This window comes from Serratia sp. NCCP-200 (assembly GCF_059697885.1).
This window is the reverse complement of sequence record NZ_BAAKUJ010000002.1, coordinates 1-19,343: the sequence shown is the minus strand read 5'-3', so window position 1 is coordinate 19,343 and position 19,343 is coordinate 1. Positions and strand designations below refer to the sequence as shown.

Here is a 19,343-nt window from a genome sequence, read left to right as displayed (position 1 = left end):
CTAAATAACTTACGGAGTCCATCCATGTTGGCATTACGACAGGTTCACCATATAGCGGTGATTGGTTCTGATTACGCCGCCAGTAAGCGCTTTTACTGCGATATCCTGGGGTTCACCCTGTTAGCGGAATATTACCGTGAAGAACGTGACTCCTGGAAAGCCGATCTGGCGCTGAATGGCCAATACGTCATTGAACTGTTTTCTTTCCCATCCCCTCCAGCCAGGCCGAGCCGCCCGGAAGCCTGTGGCCTGCGTCACCTGGCATTCAGCATAGAGGACATCGAGGCATCGATAGCGCATTTACAGGCGGCAGGGGTCATTTGCGAGCCGGTTCGGGTCGATCCCTATACCCAATCCCGCTTTACCTTTTTCAGCGATCCTGACGGATTACCGCTCGAATTATATGAACTATGAATGCTTAATCTGCTGAGAACGGCCCAAGTTATGGGTCGTTATGCTATCATCGCGCCCTTGCCCTCAGTGTCCACAGAGTTATTTCCGCCATGCAAGAGCCTGTTTTCCGCGTCGGGGAGTGGCTGATCACCCCGGCCGACAACCGCATAAGCCGTGATGGGCGTCAACGGACGCTGGAACCGCGCCTGATCGATATGTTGCAGTACTTTGCTCAGCACCCGGACGTGGTGCTCAGCCGCGACGAGCTGATTGATAACATCTGGAAGCGTAATATCGTCACCAACCATGTGGTGACCCAGTGTATTTCCGAACTGCGCAAATATCTGAAAGACGGTGATCCAGACAGCCCTGAATACATCATCACCGTTCCCAAACGCGGTTATAAACTGACGGCGCCGGTCATGTGGTGTGAAGAGGGGGAAGACGCGCCGCCGTTGCTACCCCAAGTGGCCGTGGTAATGCATGAGCCGGAAGATGGCAGCGAGGAAGAGGCTCCCGCCTATATACCACCGCGCCCGGCCACCAAGCCAAAGACCCTGTTACCTACTGCGGCAGGTCGTTTTTATCAACGCTCACCCTTTTGGGTCTGGCTGGCTTTCCTGGCGGCGCTGTCTGCCTGCGTCGCCTTTGTTGGCATTGCAACCCTGTCTCAGCGCATACCGGTGTCCACTATGCCGGTGTTGCTCAACCCACGTGATATCGATATTCGTATCCAGGGGGGGAACAGCTGCAGCAACTGGACGCCACAGCTCTCTTACGTAGTTGGCGTGAGTGAACTGGTCACCGACGCACTGAATACCTATTCCACGTTTCTGGTACACGATCAGACCAACTACAACTTTGCCGGGCCGAGCAGCTCCGGCAAGTCGCTGTATATCGAGTTCGTTAACCAACGCCATTACCGCGCCCAGCAATGTTTCCTGTCGGTGCGGCTGGTGGATAATGCCGACAGCTCGATCATGCTGGATAAGCGCTACTTTATTACCACCGATAATCAGCTAAAAATTCAGCAGGATTTCCTTGCCAGCCTGTCGGCAGCGTTGAAACAGCCTTGGCCGCAGCAACTGGCACAGCGTTTGGCACAGCTACTGCCGCAAAATGGCCCGGCGCTGCAGCGTTTCTATCAGGTACATCAGTTGCTGGTACAGGGGGATGCGGACTCACTGACCCGCGCCAGCAGCCAATTGGAGGCAATAATCAAAGCCTCGCCGGACTTTGAGTATGCCGTTGCCGAAAAAGCGCTGGTGGATTTGTTGCGTAACTCCTACCAACCCCTTGATGCGGCCGAACTCGCACAGCTACGAACGGATATTACCCGGCTGGGGACGTTACCAGCATTGGTAAATTCACCCATCTTGCAGCAGATAGTTACCGTCGATGCCTTGTCGCAGGGAAAAACCGATGAGGCTTATCGCGCCATTAATAAAGCTATCGATCTACAGATGTCATGGTTGAACTATGTATTACTAGGCAAAGTCTACGAAATGCAGGGCCATAACCATCAGGCTGCGGACTCTTATATTACCGCTTTTAACCTGCGCCCCGGTGAAAATACGCTACATTGGATCCGCAATGGCGTATTCCAAACCTCAGTCACCGCAGTTGTTCCTTATTTAGACAACTACGACACGCAAAAATAACTCTATTGCCAACTGTTCTTTTAAAACAGCGACACTTAAAGTCTAAGGTCGGTGGGAGTCATGCAGGTTAGCCGACCGTTGAGCGCAGGGATGCGCGATTGCGAGCCCCCAGGGATGGGTTTACGGCGTGTCGGCGTTCTGCATGACTCCCATCGGCTTCACTCTTAATTCCCGCTATCCCATGTAAATATCCTGTTGTTTCTAAACAAACTTTATCTTTTCTTTAGCTTATCCTGCCTTCTTGATAAGTGAGTCAAAAACCTCCGGATATCATTTGTAGGATCATGAGCGTAATTTCACCTTATCTTTAGGACTTTATTTTGGCGGACCGTTAGCATCCTGATTATCAAGTCTGTTCATTAATCTCGCCTCTTAATGCTCAGCACTTACCAGCATCGATAATCAGGAGAAACTGACCATGGCTTCATCCAAGAAAATAGGGCTTATTGCCTGCACCGGCGTCGTCGCCGGTAATATGATGGGGAGCGGGATTGCCTTATTACCGGCAAACCTGGCAAGTCTGGGATCTATCGCCATCTGGGGATGGGTGATTTCTATCATCGGCGCGATGTCATTGGCTTATGTTTACGCCCGCCTGGCGACCAAAAACCCGCAGCAGGGTGGGCCAATTGCCTATGCGGGGGAAATCTCCCCGGCGTTCGGTTTCCAAACTGGCGTACTTTACTACCATGCCAACTGGATCGGTAACCTGGCAATCGGCATTACCGCCGTTTCTTATCTCTCGACTTTCTTCCCCGCGTTGAATAATCCGGTACCGGCCGGGATTGCCTGTATCGCCATCGTCTGGATATTCACCTTTGTCAATCTGCTGGGGGGCACCTGGGTCAGCCGCTTGACCACGCTGGGCCTGGTACTGGTCTTGATCCCGGTAGTGGTCACCGCCGTGGCCGGTTGGCACTGGTTTGACGTTGCCACCTATCAAGCCAACTGGAATACCTCGGGTACCACCGATAGCCATGCCGTGGTGAAAAGTATCCTGCTCTGCCTGTGGGCGTTTATCGGCGTTGAATCCGCCGCCGTCAGCACCGGGATGGTAAAAAACCCTAAACGTACCGTACCACTGGCGACCATGCTCGGTACCGGCCTGGCAGGGATTATCTATATTGCTGCCACTCAGGTAATGAGCGGGATGTTCCCTGCAGCGCAAATGGCTGCCAGCGGTGCTCCCTTCGCCATCAGCGCCTCCGCCATTATGGGTAACTGGGCGGCCCCGATGGTTTCCGCTTTCACCGCCTTTGCCTGCCTGACCTCGTTAGGTTCCTGGATGATGCTGGTAGGTCAGGCCGGGGTGCGTGCGGCTAACGACGGCAACTTCCCGAAAGTGTATGGCGAACTGGATAAAAACGGCATTCCGAAGAAGGGCCTGCTGTTGGCTAGCTGCAAAATGACCGCGCTGATGGTGTTGATCACCGTGATGAACTCCAGCGGTGGCAAGGCTTCCGACCTGTTCGGCGAACTGACCGGTATCGCGGTGCTGCTGACCATGCTGCCTTACTTCTACTCCTGCGTTGACCTGATCCGCTTTGAAGGTGTCAACGTGCGTAACCTGCTGAGCCTGGTGGCGTCGGTATTGGGCTGTGGATTCTGCTTTATCGCCCTGATGGGCGCCAACTCCTTCGAGCTGTCCGGCACCTTTATCGTCAGCCTGATCATCCTGATGTTCTATGCCCGCAAAATGAATACCCGCCAGGTTGCCAAAGCAGCCGCACCGGTCAACGACAGCACCACGGCCAAAGCGCACTGAGATTGCGTGCTCTGACCCACTGAATTTACCCAGCCCCTTTCTTTCCGACCTGTCAGCCGCGACGGGAAGGGGCCCGCTTTGCCTGGAGAAATGATTATGAACGTTATTGCCATCATGAATCACATGGGTGTCTACTTCAAAGAAGAGCCGATCCGCGAACTGCATCAGGCGCTGGAAAGCCTGGACTTCCGCATCGTCTACCCTAATGACCGTGAAGATTTATTAAAGCTGATCGAAAACAATGCCCGCCTGTGCGGCGTAATTTTCGACTGGGACAAATACAACCTTGAGCTGTGCGAAGAGATCAGCCAGCTCAATGAATACATGCCGCTGTATGCCTTTGCCAATACCTATTCGACGCTTGATGTCAGCCTCAACGATCTGCGCATGCAGGTGCGCTTCTTCGAATACGCGCTGGGCGCGGCAAAAGATATCGCCGCCAAGATCAAACAGAACACCGACGAGTATATCGATGCCATCCTGCCACCGCTGACCAAGGCGCTGTTCAAATACGTGCGTGAAGGCAAATATACCTTCTGTACTCCAGGCCATATGGGCGGCACCGCCTTCCAGAAAAGCCCGGTGGGCAGCCTGTTCTATGACTTCTTTGGCCCGAATACCATGAAGTCTGACATCTCCATTTCGGTTTCCGAACTGGGTTCGCTGTTGGATCACTCCGGCCCGCACAAAGAGGCCGAAGAGTACATTTCCCGCGTGTTCAATGCCGAACGCAGCTACATGGTGACCAACGGCACCTCCACCGCCAACAAGATTGTTGGTATGTATGCCGCTCCGGCAGGCAGTACCGTACTGATCGACCGTAACTGCCACAAATCATTGACCCATCTGATGATGATGAGTGACATCACGCCGATCTACTTCCGGCCAACCCGTAATGCCTACGGTATTCTCGGCGGCATCCCGCAGAGCGAATTCAGCCGCGCCACCATCGCCAAGCGGGTGAAAGAAACGCCGAACGCCAGTTGGCCAGCGCACGCGGTGATCACCAACTCCACCTACGACGGCCTGCTGTACAACACCGATTTCATCAAACAGACTCTGGACGTTAAATCGATCCACTTTGATTCCGCCTGGGTGCCTTACACCAACTTCCATCCGATCTACAAAGGCAAATGCGGCATGAGCGGGGGCCGGGTTGAAGGCAAGGTGATCTATGAAACCCAGTCGACCCACAAACTGCTGGCGGCGTTCTCGCAGGCTTCGATGATCCACGTTAAAGGGGACATCAACGAAGAGACCTTTAACGAAGCCTATATGATGCACACCACCACCTCGCCTCATTACGGCATCGTGGCGTCCACCGAAACCGCCGCTGCGATGATGAAGGGCAACGCCGGTAAGCGCATGATTAACGGTTCCATCGAGCGTGCCATCAAGTTCCGTAAGGAAATCAAACGGCTGAAAGTGGAGTCCGAAGGCTGGTTCTTTGACGTCTGGCAGCCGGAGCATATCGATGAACCAGAATGCTGGCCGCTGCGTTCCGACAGCGCCTGGCACGGCTTCAAAAACATCGATAACGAACATATGTATCTCGACCCGATCAAGGTGACCATCCTCACCCCAGGGATGAGCAAAGAAGGTGAGATGCAACCGTTCGGTATCCCAGCCAGCCTGGTAGCCAAATACCTGGATGAGCGCGGCATCATCGTGGAGAAAACCGGCCCGTACAACCTGCTGTTCCTCTTCAGCATTGGTATCGATAAAACCAAAGCGTTGAGCCTGCTGCGCGCGATGACCGATTTCAAACGCTCGTTCGATTTGAACCTGCGGGTGAAAAACATGCTGCCATCGCTGTATCAGGAAGCGCCTGAGTTCTATGAAAACATGCGCATCCAGGATCTGGCGCAGAACATCCATCGCCTGGTCGAGCATCACAACCTGCCGGACCTGATGTACCGTGCGTTTGAAGTGCTGCCAACCATGGTGATGAACCCTTACCACGCCTTCCAGAAAGAGCTGCACGGCGAAGTGGAGGAAGTCTATCTGGAGGATATGGTCGGCAAGGTCAATGCCAATATGATCCTGCCTTATCCTCCAGGCGTGCCGTTGGTGATGCCGGGGGAAATGCTGACCGAAGAAAGCCGCCCGGTGCTGGAGTTCCTGCAAATGCTGTGTGAAATCGGCGCGCATTATCCGGGCTTTGAAACCGATATTCACGGGGCTTACCGCCAGCCGGATGGTCGCTACACGGTGAAAGTGTTGAAAGCGGAATAATGACATCACAGGGGAAAGCACAGACGCTTTCCCCTTGGTTATCCTGATGGGAGTACACCATGAAAACACCCTCACAACCGCGCGCTATCAACTATGTCGTTGCAATCCAAATCTGGGAGTATTTTAGTTTTTACGGCATGCGCGCGTTACTGATCCTCTATCTGACCCACCAGTTAGGCTACTCCGATAGCCACGCCATCACCCTTTTCAGCGCTTATGCCTCTTTGGTTTATGTCACCCCCATTCTGGGCGGCCTGCTGGCCGATCGCCTGTTGGGTAACCGCGTCTCGGTGATTGCCGGGGCGGCCTTGATGACCTTGGGCCATATCGTATTGGGGTTGGGGGCGGTCTCTGCCAACTCTCTTTATCTGGCGCTGGGCATTATCATCTGCGGCTATGGCCTGTTTAAATCCAATATCAGCTGCCTGTTGGGAGAGCTTTATCAGGCGCAGGACCCACGGCGGGAAGGCGGGTTTTCTCTGCTGTATGCAGCGGGGAACGTTGGCTCTATCCTGGCTCCGATCGCCTGTGGGTTGGCCGCTGAACGCTATGGCTGGCACGTCGGCTTTGCGCTGGCGGGAATAGGGATGTTTGCCGGGCTGATGATCTTCCTGTCGGGGAGTAAACATTTTCGGCATACGCGTGGGGTGAATATCCCGCTGATACAGGCCACCACGCTACGCTTGCCGCATTGGTTCTGGTTGGTGGCTGGGGTGTTGTGTGCTCCACTATTTTTCGCCCTGTTGTTTATTCACAACTGGGCCGGGTATCTGCTTGGCGTCGTGTGCGCCGCTGCGGTAGTGATCGTCATGTGTATCCTCTGGCGGGTGAGTGGTGAACAGCGTCGGGCATTATGGCAAATCATCATCTTGATGCTGCTGGGGACGCTGTTTTGGGCCTTTGCCCAACAGGGCGGCAGTTCGATCAGCCTGTTTATCGATCACTTTGTTGACCGGCAATGGTTCTCCTGGTCGGTGCCTACGGCGCTGTTCCAGTCGGTAAACGCCTTTGCGGTCATGCTGGGCGGCGTGCTGCTGGCCTGGCTGATGCGTGGCAGCCAGGGGAACGCTCAGACCGTGCGCATCTGGTGCAAATTTGCCTTTGGCCTGCTGCTGATTGCCGTGGGCTTTATGCTGATGGCGCTAAATGCGCGCTGGGGAGAACTGCATGGCCAGGCCTCGATGGGGATGATGGTGGCCGGGCTGGCGGTGATGGGATTTGCCGAACTGTTTATCGATCCGGTGGCGATGGCCCAAATCACCCGGTTGGATATTCCTGGCATCACCGGCGTGTTGACCGGTATTTATATGCTGGCGACCGGCTCGGTGGCTAATTATCTCGCGGGCCTGATTGCCAACCAGACCACCGAAAGCCAATTGGGTAATGCGATGATTGAAGCTTACGGCAAGGTTTTCACCCAGATTGGCTGGGGAGCTGCAGGAAGTGCCGCCTTGGTGCTGGCGGCTCTGGGGCTGTGGTGGGGAATGACCCGGCGCAATGATAGCGCGGTTAATGCTTGATTGATGGCGGTGGGCTGGTTAACGTGCAGCTATGTAGATGTCACTAAGCTCAATTGATGAAGACCCACCACCTCCTGACACAGATTGCCGACCCTCTAGGGGCTGAGCGCCAACTGTTGCTGGCGTTCAGCGGCGGCCTGGATTCCAGCGTGCTGTTGCATCTGCTGATGCTGTTGCGCCAGCAGCAACCGGACATTGCACTGCGCGCGGTGCATGTCCACCATGGCCTGAGTCGTTTTGCCGACGATTGGGTGGCACATTGCCAGCAGCAATGCGAACGCTGGCAGGTACCGCTGGTGATAAAACATGTTCAGCTAGAGGGGCGGCCTGGCGGTATCGAGGCCGCGGCCCGTTCGGCCCGCTACGCTGCTTTCGCAGAAACGTTGGCCGTAGACGAGGCTTTGCTGACGGCGCAGCATCTTGACGATCAATGTGAAACCTTCTTGCTGGCCTTAAAACGGGGCAGCGGCCCTGCGGGGCTGTCTGCCATGGCGGCACAAACCCGTTTGGGTAACAATCCCTTATTGCGCCCGCTGTTGGGAATATCGCGCCAGCAGTTGGAAGCCTACGCACACCAGCATCAATTGCAGTGGATCGAGGATGATAGCAATCAGGATCCCCGCTTCGATCGCAACTTCTTACGTCTGAACGTTCTGCCGATAGTGAATCAACGTTGGCCGCATTTTGCTGCCGCCACCGCCCGCAGCGCTGAATTATGTGCCGAGCAGGAGCAACTGCTTGATGAGCTGCTGGCCGAGCAATTGGCCCAACTGCTGGATGGGGAAAACTCGCTCGCTATCGCCGAATTGGCTACCTGTTCTGCGGCCAGGCGCTATGCTTTGCTACGGCGCTGGATTGGGCTGTTTGGCGTCACCATGCCTGCGCGAGATGGCTTGCATCGGCTATGGCAGGAAGTGGCGTTAAGCCGGGAAGATGCCGAACCTCAGCTGCAACTCGGGAACTACCAGATCCGCCGTTTTCGCCAGCGCTTGTATCTGCTACCGCTGATGTCTGATCTGAGCGGCGCACAATTGCCCTGGCCTAATGAGGCCCCACTGGCGTTACCTGACGGACTGGGTACTCTGTGCGTGGGCGAAGGTGAATGCCAGGTACGTGCCCCTTTAGAGCATGAGTCGGTCAGCGTGCGTTTTACCGCCAAGGGCAGGGCGCGGATTGTTGGCCGTGCCGGCTCACGTCCGATAAAAAAACTGTGGCAAGAGTTGGCTATTCCACCGTGGCAACGTGAACGTATCCCGTTGCTCTACTATGATGAGCAGTTAATCGCTGCCGTGGGCGTATTTATTACTGAGGAAGGGCAAGCGTCTGCGGGGCAACCGGCTTGGCGGCTTGGCTGGAAAAAAAATAATAACAATCTGCTGTGAGGAGTGGGCAATGAAATTGGTGAGCGTAATGGTAGTGATGGCAAGCGTGCTGAGTTTTTCCGCCATGGCGGCGGGCGATGTGGCGGCAGGGAAGAATAAATCGGCCAGCTGCATGGCCTGCCACGGCGCGGAAGGCAAGGTTTCGGTACCCATGTACCCGAACCTGGCCGGGCAGAATCAAATGTATCTGGAGCACTCTTTGCAGGCTTACAAGAAAGGGGAGCGCTCTGGCGGGCAGGCGGAAGTAATGAAGGCCTATGTCTCGGGGTTGTCGGATGAGGATATTGCCGACCTGGCGGCCTATTACGCCAGCCTGAAGCCTTAAATGACGAGGGCAGCCCTTGGGCTGCCCTGTGGAGATGGCGTTACCGCTATATCAGTCTGACAGGCTGACAACCACGGTACCGATTTCCGGATGACTGAAACTGAGGATGTGATCCAGACGCAAGCTGAGAGCGCTACCGGCCTGATCGACAATCAGGTACTCAACGCCCTTGGTAAATTTCAACTCGGTGGCAATGCCTTCGAACTTCTCTCCGTCGCGTAACTCTAGCTTCAGAATGTAGTTATGCTGACAGGCGAGTTCCAGGCTTTCATAGTCATCGCAATTGATGGATTGGTACTCATCATTCATCAACATGGTCGCTCACCAATAAGTTAGCGGCGGCAAATGCCGCCTGTTCCCTAACGGAGGACGGTAGCTCGCTATTCGCGGCAACCTCGTCCAATGCCTTTAACACACATGCTAGTGCATCCGGCACGTAGCCTAGATCTCCACTGCCGATCTGAGCGTAAAAACGTCGTACTAACTCACAGTATTGTTGCACAATGGCCTCCCTTTAGGATCTCTGCATTATCGCCACGCAGGCTGCAATAAGGCACAGACACTCGGGGTTAAATCCTATCTAAAGGACTATAGCACAGGTGTTAGTGAGTTATTAGTTCCTCTTTTTGGGCATTAGTCCACTCCTGACGCTCCCCGTGCTGGCTGCGGGCTGCCCTGATCAAGTACAATGTGGCCTGTTAATAAAGAGGTTACCCATGGCGCTGAAAGCAACAATTTACAAAGCCACGCTCAATATCGCTGATATGGACCGTCACTTTTACTTTGATACCACACTCACCCTGGCCCAGCATCCTTCAGAAACCGAACAGCGCATGATGCTGCGCCTACTGGCCTGGATCTGCCATGCCGATGAGCGCCTGGTGTTTACCAAAGGCCTGAGTGCGGAAGACGAGCCGGAAATCTGGCGGCGCAACGACCATAACGGGCTGGAGATGTGGATAGAGCTGGGGCTGCCGGACGAGAAGCGCATCAAGAAAGCCTGCAATCAGTCACCTCGTGTGGTGCTTTACGCCTACGGTGACCGCGCCGGGCATGTTTGGTGGCAGTCTATGCAGAGCAAGGTGGCTAATCACAAGAACCTGAGTATTCGCTTTCTCGATGATGAACAACTGTCTCGCTTGACCGCGTTAGCCAGCCGCAATATGACGCTACAGGCCACGCTGCAGGAAGGCACTATCTGGCTGTCAGACCTTCAGAATAGTCTGGAAATTCAATTTGCCGAATGGCAGCAGGTGCAGGAATAACCGGTGCTGGAACTGTCAAGAAACGTAGCCATACCGGACAACGAAATAGAACTAACGGCGATCCGCGCGCAGGGTGCGGGTGGCCAGCATGTGAATAAAACCTCAACGGCGATCCATTTGCGCTTTGACATCCGGGCGTCCAGCCTGCCAGAGTACTATAAAGAACGGCTGCTGGCGCTTAATCATCATTTAGTGACCGGTGATGGGGTGGTGATTATCAAAGCGCAGGAATATCGCAGCCAGGAAATGAATCGTGAAGCGGCATTGGCCCGGCTGGTGGCGCTGATCCAACAGGCGATGGTGGTCGAAAAGACGCGCAGGGCCACCAAACCAAGTAAAGGCGCCAAATTACGCCGTCTCGAAGGCAAAGTGCGTAAAGGCGCGACCAAGGCGCTGCGCGGCAAGGTTTTACCTTAGGCGGCGTCTTGGCATCAACGGATGACAACAGGAGAATAACTTGAAGCAAATAACCATTGCCCTGTTTTTAGCGGCAGGAGCCCTTTCATTGCTAGGATGTAACAATCAATACCAGCCAAAAGAACAGCCGCTTCAGCCGATGCAGCAGAGCTATCAGGGATTATTGCCCTGTGCTGATTGCAGCGGGCTGGACACCACACTGTTCCTCGATCAAGACGGCACCTTTATCTTGCAGGAAACCTATCGCGGTTCAAGAGATGGCGATAGCACCTTTGCCAGCTACGGTAAATGGGCGCGCACGGCAGATAAATTGGTGCTGACCGAGAGCAATGGTGAAAAGCGCTATTTCCACCCGGAAGGTAAACAATTGAGAATGCTGGACCGCAGTGGAGCACCGATTATCTCTCAGCTTAATTATGTGCTGTCGCCGGTGACCAAAGCCTTGCCGAAAACGCCGATGCCGTTGACCGGGTTGTATACCTATATGGCCGACGCGGCGGTATTCCAGGATTGTGCCACCGGCAAAACCTTCCCGGTAGCGAATAATATTGCGCTGGAGCAGGGCTATCTGAAGGCCCAACGGGCACCGGGCGAACCGGTATTCCTGATGTTGAACGGGCATTTCAGCGTGCAGCCCTCCATGGAGGAAGGGCAGATGCAAAAAGCGCTGATCCCGGAGCCGGGTGGCAAAATAACTTTCGACAACAGCAAGAGCTGTGCTAATTAATCAACGAATTATGGCCTCATCATTTGATGATGGGGTCGTTATTGTTGTCCGTTGCAGTTGTCAGTGTGGGTTGGTTTTTAGCTAACGCCCGCGAACGTAAATAGATCCCCGGCTTGATATGACCAACGTAAACCAGCGCTTTGCTAGGTGCCAGCGTAGCAATATCCCCTTCACGCATATGCAGTAAATCGCCCGGGCTGACCCAGCCAGGAGCGGCCAACGTCAACGGATGTCCGGCGTTTTCAAACGCGGCAATCACAAACTCCGAACAGAAATAGGACGACTCTGTGCCGGTCGGTGCCTTGAGCTGGGCTGCGGCCAAGCCTTGTACACATTGCTGGCGGAAATCGGCAGAGAAGGGGTTCAGCGAACACAGCTGCTTGGTCATCATAAAGGGCACCATCTCGGCAATACCCAGATAGTTATACCGGCTGCCGGCCTTTTGGCTGGCGAATTGGCGGATCTGGCTAGCCTGCTCCGGTGTCAGATCGGGGATGCGCAAAGCAAACATCTTGTCGCTATGGGTCAGCGCGTCTTTCAGGCTGATAATCTGCACGCCTTCCCCTACAGCTTCGGCAACCTGCCCTTCGCCAATATAAACGGCAACATGGCTGACTGACGAAGTACTCAAGATACGGATCCCGAGTGATTTCAAACCAATCGTTGAGGAGAACAGCAGGTCACCCTCTTGCAGGTCGGCCTGATTGATTTCGCGCAGCGTTTTTCCTGGGGCGGAGCTTAACGATTGGAACTGAACGTTGACGGGATTGATGGAGTGTTTTTCACGGTCGGATAAGCCTACGTCCATGGTGCAACCGGTCAAAAACACCGAAAGCAAAGCATACAGGCAGGTAGCCGAGGGGCTGCGTAATGGCATAAGTTAATCCTTTAACAACAATATCCATTAATAAAGCCCCCTATCTGGGGGGCTTGGTCTATCAATTAACGTTGGATCTGGCCCAGTAGGAAATCAACGATTTCGCCGGTTTTGATCATCTGCTTCTCGCCAACGCGGCGATTTTTATACTCAATCTCTTCGCTGTCGAGGTTACGATCGCCAATCACGATGGAGTGAGGCACGCCGATCAGTTCCATATCGGCAAACATCACGCCTGGGCGCTCTTTACGATCGTCGAGGATCACGTCGATGCCATGTGAACGCAGGGTATCGTACAGTTCCTCAGCCAGAGCCTGCACGCGGAATGATTTGTGCATGTTCATTGGCAGAATAGCTACCTGGAACGGGGCAATCGCGTCTGGCCAGATAATGCCACGGTCATCGTGATTCTGTTCGATGGCAGCAGCTACCACGCGCGTCACGCCGATGCCGTAGCAACCCATGGTCAGCACTTGATTACGGCCATCTTCACCCTGTACGGTGGCTTTCATCGCTTCTGAATACTTGGTACCCAGTTGGAAGATGTGGCCCACTTCGATACCGCGCTTGATCAGCAGCGTACCTTTACCATCTGGACTGGCATCGCCTTCCACCACGTTACGGATATCGGCGCTCTGTGGCAGCGGCAGATCACGCTCCCAGTTGATGCCAAAGTAGTGTTTGCCATCGATGTTGGCACCCGCGCCAAAGTCACTCATGGCCGCTACGCTGCGATCGACAACCACTGGGATCGGCAGGTTGACTGGGCCAAGGGAGCCAGGGCCTGCGCCGACGATTGCACGGATTTCTTCTTCCGTAGCGAAAGTCAGTGGAACCGCAACTTGTGGCAGTTTCTCGGCCTTGATTTCATTCAGCTCGTGATCGCCGCGCACCAGCAAGGCAACCAGCTTGTGGCCACTATCTTCACGGGCGTGCACCATCAAGGTTTTCACCGTTTTCTCTACTGGCAGTTGGAATTGCTCTACCAGCTCGGCGATGGTTTTGGCGTTCGGCGTATCGATGATGCGCAGTTCTTCGGTTGCCGCAGCACGTGGCTGAGCAGGGGCAACCGCTTCGGCCAACTCGATGTTGGCAGCATAGTCGGAACCGGTTGAGAACACGATGTCGTCTTCACCGCTGTGTGCCAGCACCTGGAACTCATGTGAAGCGCTGCCGCCGATAGAACCGGTATCGGCCAGCACCGGACGGAAATCCAAGCCCATACGGTTGAAGATCTTGCTGTAGGCCTCGTACATCGCGTCGTAGGTGACCTGCAAGGATTCCTGGGTGGTGTGGAAGGAATAAGCGTCCTTCATCAGGAATTCACGCGAGCGCATTACGCCAAAGCGTGGGCGAACCTCGTCACGGAATTTGGTCTGGATCTGGAAGAAGTTCAGCGGCAGCTGCTTGTAGGAGCTGATTTCGTTGCGGATCAGATCGGTGATCACTTCTTCATGGGTTGGACCAAGTACAAAGGGACGTTCGCCGCGATCGACAAAGCGCAGCAATTCCGGGCCATACTGCTCCCAGCGGCCGCTTTCCAGCCAGAGGTCTGCGGGCTGAACTACCGGCATGGAAACTTCGATCGCGTTAGCATTGTTCATTTCTTCGCGAACGATGTTTTCAACCTTCTTCAGAACGCGCAGGCCGGTCGGCAACCAGGTGTAAAGACCGGAGGCCAGCTTGCGGATCATCCCGGCGCGTAGCATCAGCTGGTGGCTGATCACTTCGGCGTCGGCAGGTGTCTCCTTCAGTGTGGAGAGCAGATATTGGCTTGTACGCATGGTGTTTTGGTTCCGTTAGAACTGCAAATTGCATCGGGCTGCCAGGGTTGGCCGCCAAAATTTTCAAAAGTGGCTTAGTTTACCAGCGCGAGCCGGTTGTCAAAAGAGAGCGGGCGGAATTTTAACGGGCGTCGAGCGACAACACTTCGCTTTGACGATCAACGATCCGCCAGCGCACGTTGAACTCCAACAACCATACCGCATATTCGCGCCCGCTGGCTTCTTCTTTTCGATAGGCGGGGCGAGGATCTTGCGCCAGAACCTGAGTGATAAAACGGCGCAGGTTGGGGTAGCGCCGCACATGTTGCTGCAGCTGTTGTTCCGCTTCGGGTGAGAAATACACCGGCATATCACCAGCCGGAGCAGCCTGAGCAAAACCGGCTCGCGCTTGCGGATGGCTTTCGGCAAACGGCAAATAGGGTTTGATATCGACCACCGGTGTACCGTCAACTAAATCCAGGCTGCCCAACTCCAGTACCACCTCGCCCCCTTGAGTCCGTATGCCTTTCAGTTCGATCAAGGACATACCCAACGGGTTAGGGCGAAAGGTCGAACGGGTGGCGAATACGCCCATACGTGCATTGCCGCCCAGACGAGGAGGCCGCACGGTAGGACGCCAGCCTCCTTCCATGGTTTGATGAAACACAAACATCACCCACAGATGGCTGAATTCGCTGAGGCCACGTACCGCTTCGGGCTGATTGTAAGGCGGCAACAGCACCAGTTCACCGCCGCCGTCTTCAACTAGCCCAGGCTGACGGGGAACCGCGAATTTCTCTTTATACGGAGAACGGATGGTGCCGATCTGCTCAAAGACAAATTCGGTCATTTGGCAGAGACATTAAGCGCAGAGCCTTGACAGATGGCCTGCTGGTAACAACCGGCGACGCCGCTGACAATCTGACAGTCATGCAGTAGCACCGCATTGGCCTTCATGTAGGAAGCTCGGGTCTGCATACGTTTACGTGCGGTATTCAGATTAGGCGGAGAGTCCTGAACCGTGGTCTGACAGGATTCGCCAGAAACCTCACCTAAATCGCGGAAAGGCTTGCCGACCAGTTCTTCTGCACTCTTGTACAGTTTTACCGGGGCCGGGCGGGCTGCTGGGGTGGCTTTTACCGGAGCGGGAGCGGCCGTAGTTGTTGTGCTGTTTGTTGTGGATGGAGCCGTGTGCTGCGTTGAGCATCCAGTCAGCGCGAGCGCTAACAAACAGAGAGGTAAAACACGCATTGAGAGTCCCTGCCATTTTATAATCAAAGTGGCGCTATTGAAGCAATCTCTGGCGCAAATAACAAGACGGGCCGTAGCCCGTCTTGCAATTATCGGAATAAAATGGCTGATGAATGATTACCAGCCTTTTACTGCGCCACCGTTAAAGATCTTGTTGGCTGCTTCGTTAACTTCGTCAGACTGGTAAGCCTGAACGAATTTCTTCACGTTTTCCGCGTCTTTGTTATCTTCACGGGCAACCATGATGTTGACGTAAGGTGAGTCTTTATCTTCAACAAACAGACCGTCTTTGGCCGGCGTCAAACCAATCTGGCTGGCGTAAGTGGTGTTGATAATGGCCAGAGCGATTTGCTGATCGTCCAGTGAACGTGGCAGCTGTGGTGCTTCCAGTTCAACCAGCTTCAGGTTTTTCGGGTTCTCGGTCACGTCCAGCACGGTTGGCAGCAGGCCAACACCGTCTTTCAGCTTGATCAGACCCTGTTTTTGCAGCAGCAACAGTGAACGACCCAGGTTGGTTGGATCGTTAGGCAGTGCTATCTGTGAACCTTCTTGCAGCTCATCAATGGATTTGATCTTTTTGGAGTAACCGGCGATCGGGTACACGAAGGTGTTACCTACCGTAACCAGCTTATAACCACGATCTTTGATCTGCTGATCCAGGTAAGGCTTGTGCTGGAAGGCGTTGACATCGATATCGCCTTTGCTCAGGGCTTCGTTTGGCAACACGTAGTCGTTGAAGGTGACCAGCTCAACGTCCAGGCCGTACTTATCTTTTGCTACTTTTTGTGCCACTTCAGCCACTTGCTGTTCAGCACCAACAATAACACCCACTTTGATATGGTTTGGATCTTTTTCATCCTGGCCACAACCGGCCAGAGCCAGAGTACCGATCAGTGCGCCGATTGTTGCGATGGATTTAAACTTTAACGACATATCCCTTCCTCAATTAGACTCGCATATGAAATACGCCTTACTCTTTATCCTGCCAGATGCAGCAAAACTATCGAGTAGATGTCAGCGCGTGGGTAAAACTATTTGTGGGTAACGGCCTTCACGATACGGTCGCCACCAAACTGGATCAGATACACCAGCACCACCAGTAATATTAATACCGTATTCATCACGGTAGCGTTATAACCAATATAACCATACTGATAACCAATTTGACCTAAGCCACCGGCACCGACGGCACCGCCCATTGCAGAATAGCCCACCAGGGTGATCAGCGTGATGGTAGCTGCATTCACCAAACCTGGCAGCGCTTCAGGCAGCAGCACTTTGGTGATGATTTGCATTGGGGTTGCACCCATGGCACGAGCAGCTTCAACCAGACCTGACGGAATTTCCAACAGGGCGTTTTCTACCATACGGGCAATAAAGGGAGCCGCGCCCACGGTCAGTGGAACGATAGCCGCCTGCAAACCGATAGAGGTGCCAACGATCATGCGAGTGAACGGGATCATCCAGACCAGCAGGATAATGAACGGGATGGAACGGAAAATGTTCACCAACCCGGACAACACCTTATAGACGGTATTGTTGGCAATGATTTGCCCAGGGCGGGTCACATATAACAGTACGCCAACCGGTAAGCCAAGAACAAAGCCAAAGAAGCCGGAGACAAAGGTCATCGTAACGGTTTCCCACACGCCACGTGCCATTAACCACATCATTGCCTCAGACATAACCCAGAACCTCTACTTTTACCTGATTTTCTTGTAGGAACTTAATCGTTGCCTGTGCATCTTCATCGGAGCCGTGCAGTTCAGCCAGCATCACGCCGAACTTCACGCCGCCAGCGTAATCCATCTGTGCGCTGATAATATTGTTGTTCACGTTAAAGCGACGAGCCGCTTCTGACAGTAACGGTGCATCGACCGAGCGGCCGGTAAACTCCAGGCGTAACAGCGGTTGACGGCCTCCGGTACGCTCAGGTACCAGACGTGCGGCATAATCATCCGGGATATCCAGATGCAAAGTAGCCTGGATAAACTGCTGTGCCAGTGGCGTCTTAGGGTGTGAGAACACTTCGCTAACGCTGTCTTTCTCAATCAATTGACCTTGGCTGATAACCGCGACCTGATCGCAGATACGTTTCACTACGTCCATTTCATGGGTGATCAACAGGATGGTCAGCCCCAGGCGGCGGTTGATATCTTTCAGCAGTTCGAGAATGGAGCGGGTGGTGGCAGGGTCCAGCGCACTGGTCGCTTCGTCGCACAGCAGCACTTTAGGATTGCTAGCCAGCGCACGGGCGATGGCCACACGCTGTTTTTGGCCGCCTGACAGATTGGCAGGGTAGGCATCGTGCTTATCTGACAGACCAACCAACTCCAGCAGCTCGACCACGCGTTTTTTGATTTCCGCGCGTGGGGTGTTGTCCAGCTCCAACGGCAGGGCAACGTTACCGAAGACCGTACGTGAAGAGAGCAGGTTAAAGTGTTGGAAGATCATGCCAATCTGGCGGCGTGCGCGCGTCAGCTCACCTTCAGACAGGGAGGTCAGATCCTGGCCATCAACCAGAACGGTACCTGACGTTGGGCGCTCAAGCATGTTGGCGCAGCGGATCAGCGTACTCTTACCGGCGCCTGAGGCACCGATGACGCCATAAATCTGTCCGGCAGGAACGTGAAGAGTCACGTCAGAGAGTGCGCTAATGGAACGCGACCCCTGCTGGAACACTTTGGTGATGTTGGAAAGTTTAATCATATTCTTCTTATTTTTAGCTTGGTTGCCGTGGCCTAATAAAGAGAGACCTTGATCAGCGCCAAGGTCTGGATCAGATGTTAAGGCGTCTAGACGTCCAAGTCAACGTTAACGCTATTCTTCATCATTCTCAGTCTCGGCGAAAACATGCGATACTGTGGCGGTTTTCAGGCTTTCAGGAGCATACCGGTGACACAACGCGTTCCAGCAATTTTCTTAGATCGTGACGGCACGATTAATATCGATCATGGCTACGTCCATGAAATAGATGATTTCCAGTTTATCGATGGCGTGATTGACGCCTGCCGTGAACTGAAAAGCATGGGCTTCGCACTGGTGCTGGTCACCAACCAGTCTGGCATTGCCCGTGGTAAATTCAGCGAAGACCAGTTTATGCGTCTGACAGAATGGATGGACTGGTCGATGGCTGACCGCGACGTCGATCTGGACGGCATCTATTTCTGCCCACATCATCCTGAAGCAGTAATAGAAGAGTATCGCCAGGTTTGTGATTGCCGCAAACCGCAGCCGGGCATGTTGTTGCAGGCGCAGAAAGAACTGAACATCGATTTGGCCGCTTCTTATATGGTTGGCGACAAAATCGAGGATATGCAGGCGGCCGCAGCTGCAGGGGTAGGCACTAAAGTGTTGGTGCGCACCGGCAAGCCAGTGACTGAAGAAGGTGAGAAAGCGGCGGATTGGGTACTAAACAGCCTGCAAGAGCTGCCGGCAGCGATTAAAAAGCGGGTTTAAGCAGCGTTATGCATGAATAGTGAGCGGTCGGAAGAAAAGTGCATATTATCCCTTGTCATTCTGAACCAGCTCCCTATAATGCGCCTCCATCGACACGGAACATGTGAACAACTTCACAGAGTCTCCGGGGGTCGCAGAGAAAAAACCTGAAATTAAGGTTGACTCTGAAAGAGGAAAGCGTAATATACGCCACCTCGAGTTAGCAAGCGAAAGCGCGTAACTCACTGCTCTTTAACAATTTATCAGACAATCTGTGTGGGCACTCACAAGACGATATCCAGCTACTTCGGTAGCAAAAAAATA

20 protein-coding genes are annotated in these 19,343 nt (G+C 54.0%); 11 read left to right on the top strand and 9 right to left on the bottom strand.

Features of this window, described 5'->3' with window-relative positions; translation table 11 throughout:
* Nucleotides 1-24: 24 nt before the first annotated feature.
* The 7 genes from AC6HVW_RS05410 (at nt 25) to AC6HVW_RS05380 (ending at nt 9,281) form a co-directional block, all read left to right on the top strand.
* On the top strand, nt 25-414 hold the full coding sequence (locus tag AC6HVW_RS05410) for a VOC family protein (RefSeq protein ID WP_071682794.1): 390 nt from the start codon (nt 25-27) through the stop codon (nt 412-414).
* 89 nt (nt 415-503) lie between these two features.
* Nucleotides 504-2,054 carry a lysine decarboxylation/transport transcriptional activator CadC gene (gene cadC / locus AC6HVW_RS05405; RefSeq protein WP_071682793.1) on the top strand — a complete coding sequence of 517 codons (1,551 nt, stop codon included), beginning with the start codon at nt 504-506 and terminating at the stop codon, nt 2,052-2,054.
* Between the two features lie 418 nt (nt 2,055-2,472).
* Entirely contained in the window at nt 2,473-3,819 is a 1,347-nt protein-coding gene (gene cadB / locus AC6HVW_RS05400) for a cadaverine/lysine antiporter (RefSeq protein ID WP_497569294.1), read from the top strand.
* A gap of 96 nt (nt 3,820-3,915) precedes the next feature.
* Complete coding sequence (gene cadA / locus AC6HVW_RS05395; RefSeq protein WP_021806099.1) at nt 3,916-6,054, top strand: lysine decarboxylase CadA; 2,139 nt, start codon at nt 3,916-3,918, stop codon at nt 6,052-6,054.
* Between the two features lie 59 nt (nt 6,055-6,113).
* The gene (dtpD, locus tag AC6HVW_RS05390; RefSeq protein ID WP_497569293.1) at nt 6,114-7,574 is read left to right on the top strand and encodes a dipeptide permease DtpD; all 1,461 of its coding nucleotides are present in this window, start codon (nt 6,114-6,116) and stop codon (nt 7,572-7,574) included.
* A gap of 56 nt (nt 7,575-7,630) precedes the next feature.
* Nucleotides 7,631-8,956 carry a tRNA lysidine(34) synthetase TilS gene (gene tilS, locus AC6HVW_RS05385; protein WP_071682790.1) on the top strand — a complete coding sequence of 442 codons (1,326 nt, stop codon included), beginning with the start codon at nt 7,631-7,633 and terminating at the stop codon, nt 8,954-8,956.
* A 10-nt stretch (nt 8,957-8,966) separates the two neighbouring features.
* The gene (locus tag AC6HVW_RS05380) at nt 8,967-9,281 is read left to right on the top strand and encodes a c-type cytochrome (RefSeq protein WP_497569292.1); all 315 of its coding nucleotides are present in this window, start codon (nt 8,967-8,969) and stop codon (nt 9,279-9,281) included.
* A gap of 51 nt (nt 9,282-9,332) precedes the next feature.
* On the opposite strand, the gene rof is transcribed toward AC6HVW_RS05380, so the two are convergent.
* Nucleotides 9,333-9,590, bottom strand: a complete 258-nt coding sequence (gene rof, locus AC6HVW_RS05375; protein ID WP_223499701.1) for a Rho-binding antiterminator — start codon at nt 9,588-9,590, stop codon at nt 9,333-9,335.
* A complete protein-coding gene (locus AC6HVW_RS05370) occupies nt 9,583-9,783 on the bottom strand; it encodes a YaeP family protein (RefSeq protein WP_024529521.1) in 201 nt (66 codons plus the stop codon). The genes rof and AC6HVW_RS05370 overlap by 8 nt, the downstream gene beginning before the upstream one ends.
* A 214-nt stretch (nt 9,784-9,997) precedes the next feature.
* Here AC6HVW_RS05370 and AC6HVW_RS05365 point away from each other — a divergent pair, with 214 nt between their 5' ends.
* The 3 genes from AC6HVW_RS05365 to nlpE are packed head-to-tail and all read left to right on the top strand — an operon-like array spanning nt 9,998 to nt 11,690.
* Nucleotides 9,998-10,546 carry a YaeQ family protein gene (locus tag AC6HVW_RS05365; protein WP_059201626.1) on the top strand — a complete coding sequence of 183 codons (549 nt, stop codon included), beginning with the start codon at nt 9,998-10,000 and terminating at the stop codon, nt 10,544-10,546.
* A 3-nt stretch (nt 10,547-10,549) separates the two neighbouring features.
* Nucleotides 10,550-10,963 (top strand): alternative ribosome rescue aminoacyl-tRNA hydrolase ArfB, encoded by a 414-nt coding sequence (arfB, locus tag AC6HVW_RS05360; protein WP_021179935.1) that lies wholly within the window; start codon nt 10,550-10,552, stop codon nt 10,961-10,963.
* Between the two features lie 40 nt (nt 10,964-11,003).
* Entirely contained in the window at nt 11,004-11,690 is a 687-nt protein-coding gene (gene nlpE / locus AC6HVW_RS05355) for an envelope stress response activation lipoprotein NlpE (protein ID WP_059201625.1), read from the top strand.
* A 19-nt stretch (nt 11,691-11,709) separates the two neighbouring features.
* On the opposite strand, the gene AC6HVW_RS05350 is transcribed toward nlpE, so the two are convergent.
* The 7 genes from AC6HVW_RS05350 to metN all read right to left on the bottom strand — a co-directional run bounded on the left by AC6HVW_RS05350 (nt 11,710) and on the right by metN (nt 18,290).
* The gene (locus AC6HVW_RS05350) at nt 11,710-12,567 is read right to left on the bottom strand and encodes a YaeF family permuted papain-like enzyme (RefSeq protein ID WP_071682789.1); all 858 of its coding nucleotides are present in this window, start codon (nt 12,565-12,567) and stop codon (nt 11,710-11,712) included.
* Between the two features lie 65 nt (nt 12,568-12,632).
* On the bottom strand, nt 12,633-14,351 hold the full coding sequence (gene proS, locus AC6HVW_RS05345; protein WP_497569291.1) for a proline--tRNA ligase: 1,719 nt from the start codon (nt 14,349-14,351) through the stop codon (nt 12,633-12,635).
* Nucleotides 14,352-14,472: 121 nt separating this feature from the next.
* Nucleotides 14,473-15,180 carry a tRNA (N6-threonylcarbamoyladenosine(37)-N6)-methyltransferase TrmO gene (gene tsaA, locus AC6HVW_RS05340; RefSeq protein WP_071682787.1) on the bottom strand — a complete coding sequence of 236 codons (708 nt, stop codon included), beginning with the start codon at nt 15,178-15,180 and terminating at the stop codon, nt 14,473-14,475.
* On the bottom strand, nt 15,177-15,581 hold the full coding sequence (rcsF, locus tag AC6HVW_RS05335; protein ID WP_024485562.1) for an envelope stress sensor lipoprotein RcsF: 405 nt from the start codon (nt 15,579-15,581) through the stop codon (nt 15,177-15,179). The genes tsaA and rcsF overlap by 4 nt, the downstream gene beginning before the upstream one ends.
* Before the next feature lie 117 nt (nt 15,582-15,698).
* Nucleotides 15,699-16,514 carry a MetQ/NlpA family lipoprotein gene (locus AC6HVW_RS05330; RefSeq protein ID WP_059201621.1) on the bottom strand — a complete coding sequence of 272 codons (816 nt, stop codon included), beginning with the start codon at nt 16,512-16,514 and terminating at the stop codon, nt 15,699-15,701.
* 98 nt (nt 16,515-16,612) lie between these two features.
* Entirely contained in the window at nt 16,613-17,266 is a 654-nt protein-coding gene (locus AC6HVW_RS05325) for a methionine ABC transporter permease MetI (protein WP_021179942.1), read from the bottom strand.
* Nucleotides 17,259-18,290 (bottom strand): methionine ABC transporter ATP-binding protein MetN, encoded by a 1,032-nt coding sequence (gene metN / locus AC6HVW_RS05320; protein WP_021806092.1) that lies wholly within the window; start codon nt 18,288-18,290, stop codon nt 17,259-17,261. Before metN ends, AC6HVW_RS05325 begins: the two co-directional genes overlap by 8 nt.
* A gap of 186 nt (nt 18,291-18,476) precedes the next feature.
* Between metN and gmhB the strand changes: the two genes are divergently transcribed.
* The gene (gmhB, locus tag AC6HVW_RS05315) at nt 18,477-19,040 is read left to right on the top strand and encodes a D-glycero-beta-D-manno-heptose 1,7-bisphosphate 7-phosphatase (protein ID WP_021179944.1); all 564 of its coding nucleotides are present in this window, start codon (nt 18,477-18,479) and stop codon (nt 19,038-19,040) included.
* The last annotated feature ends 303 nt before the right edge of the window (nt 19,041-19,343 follow it).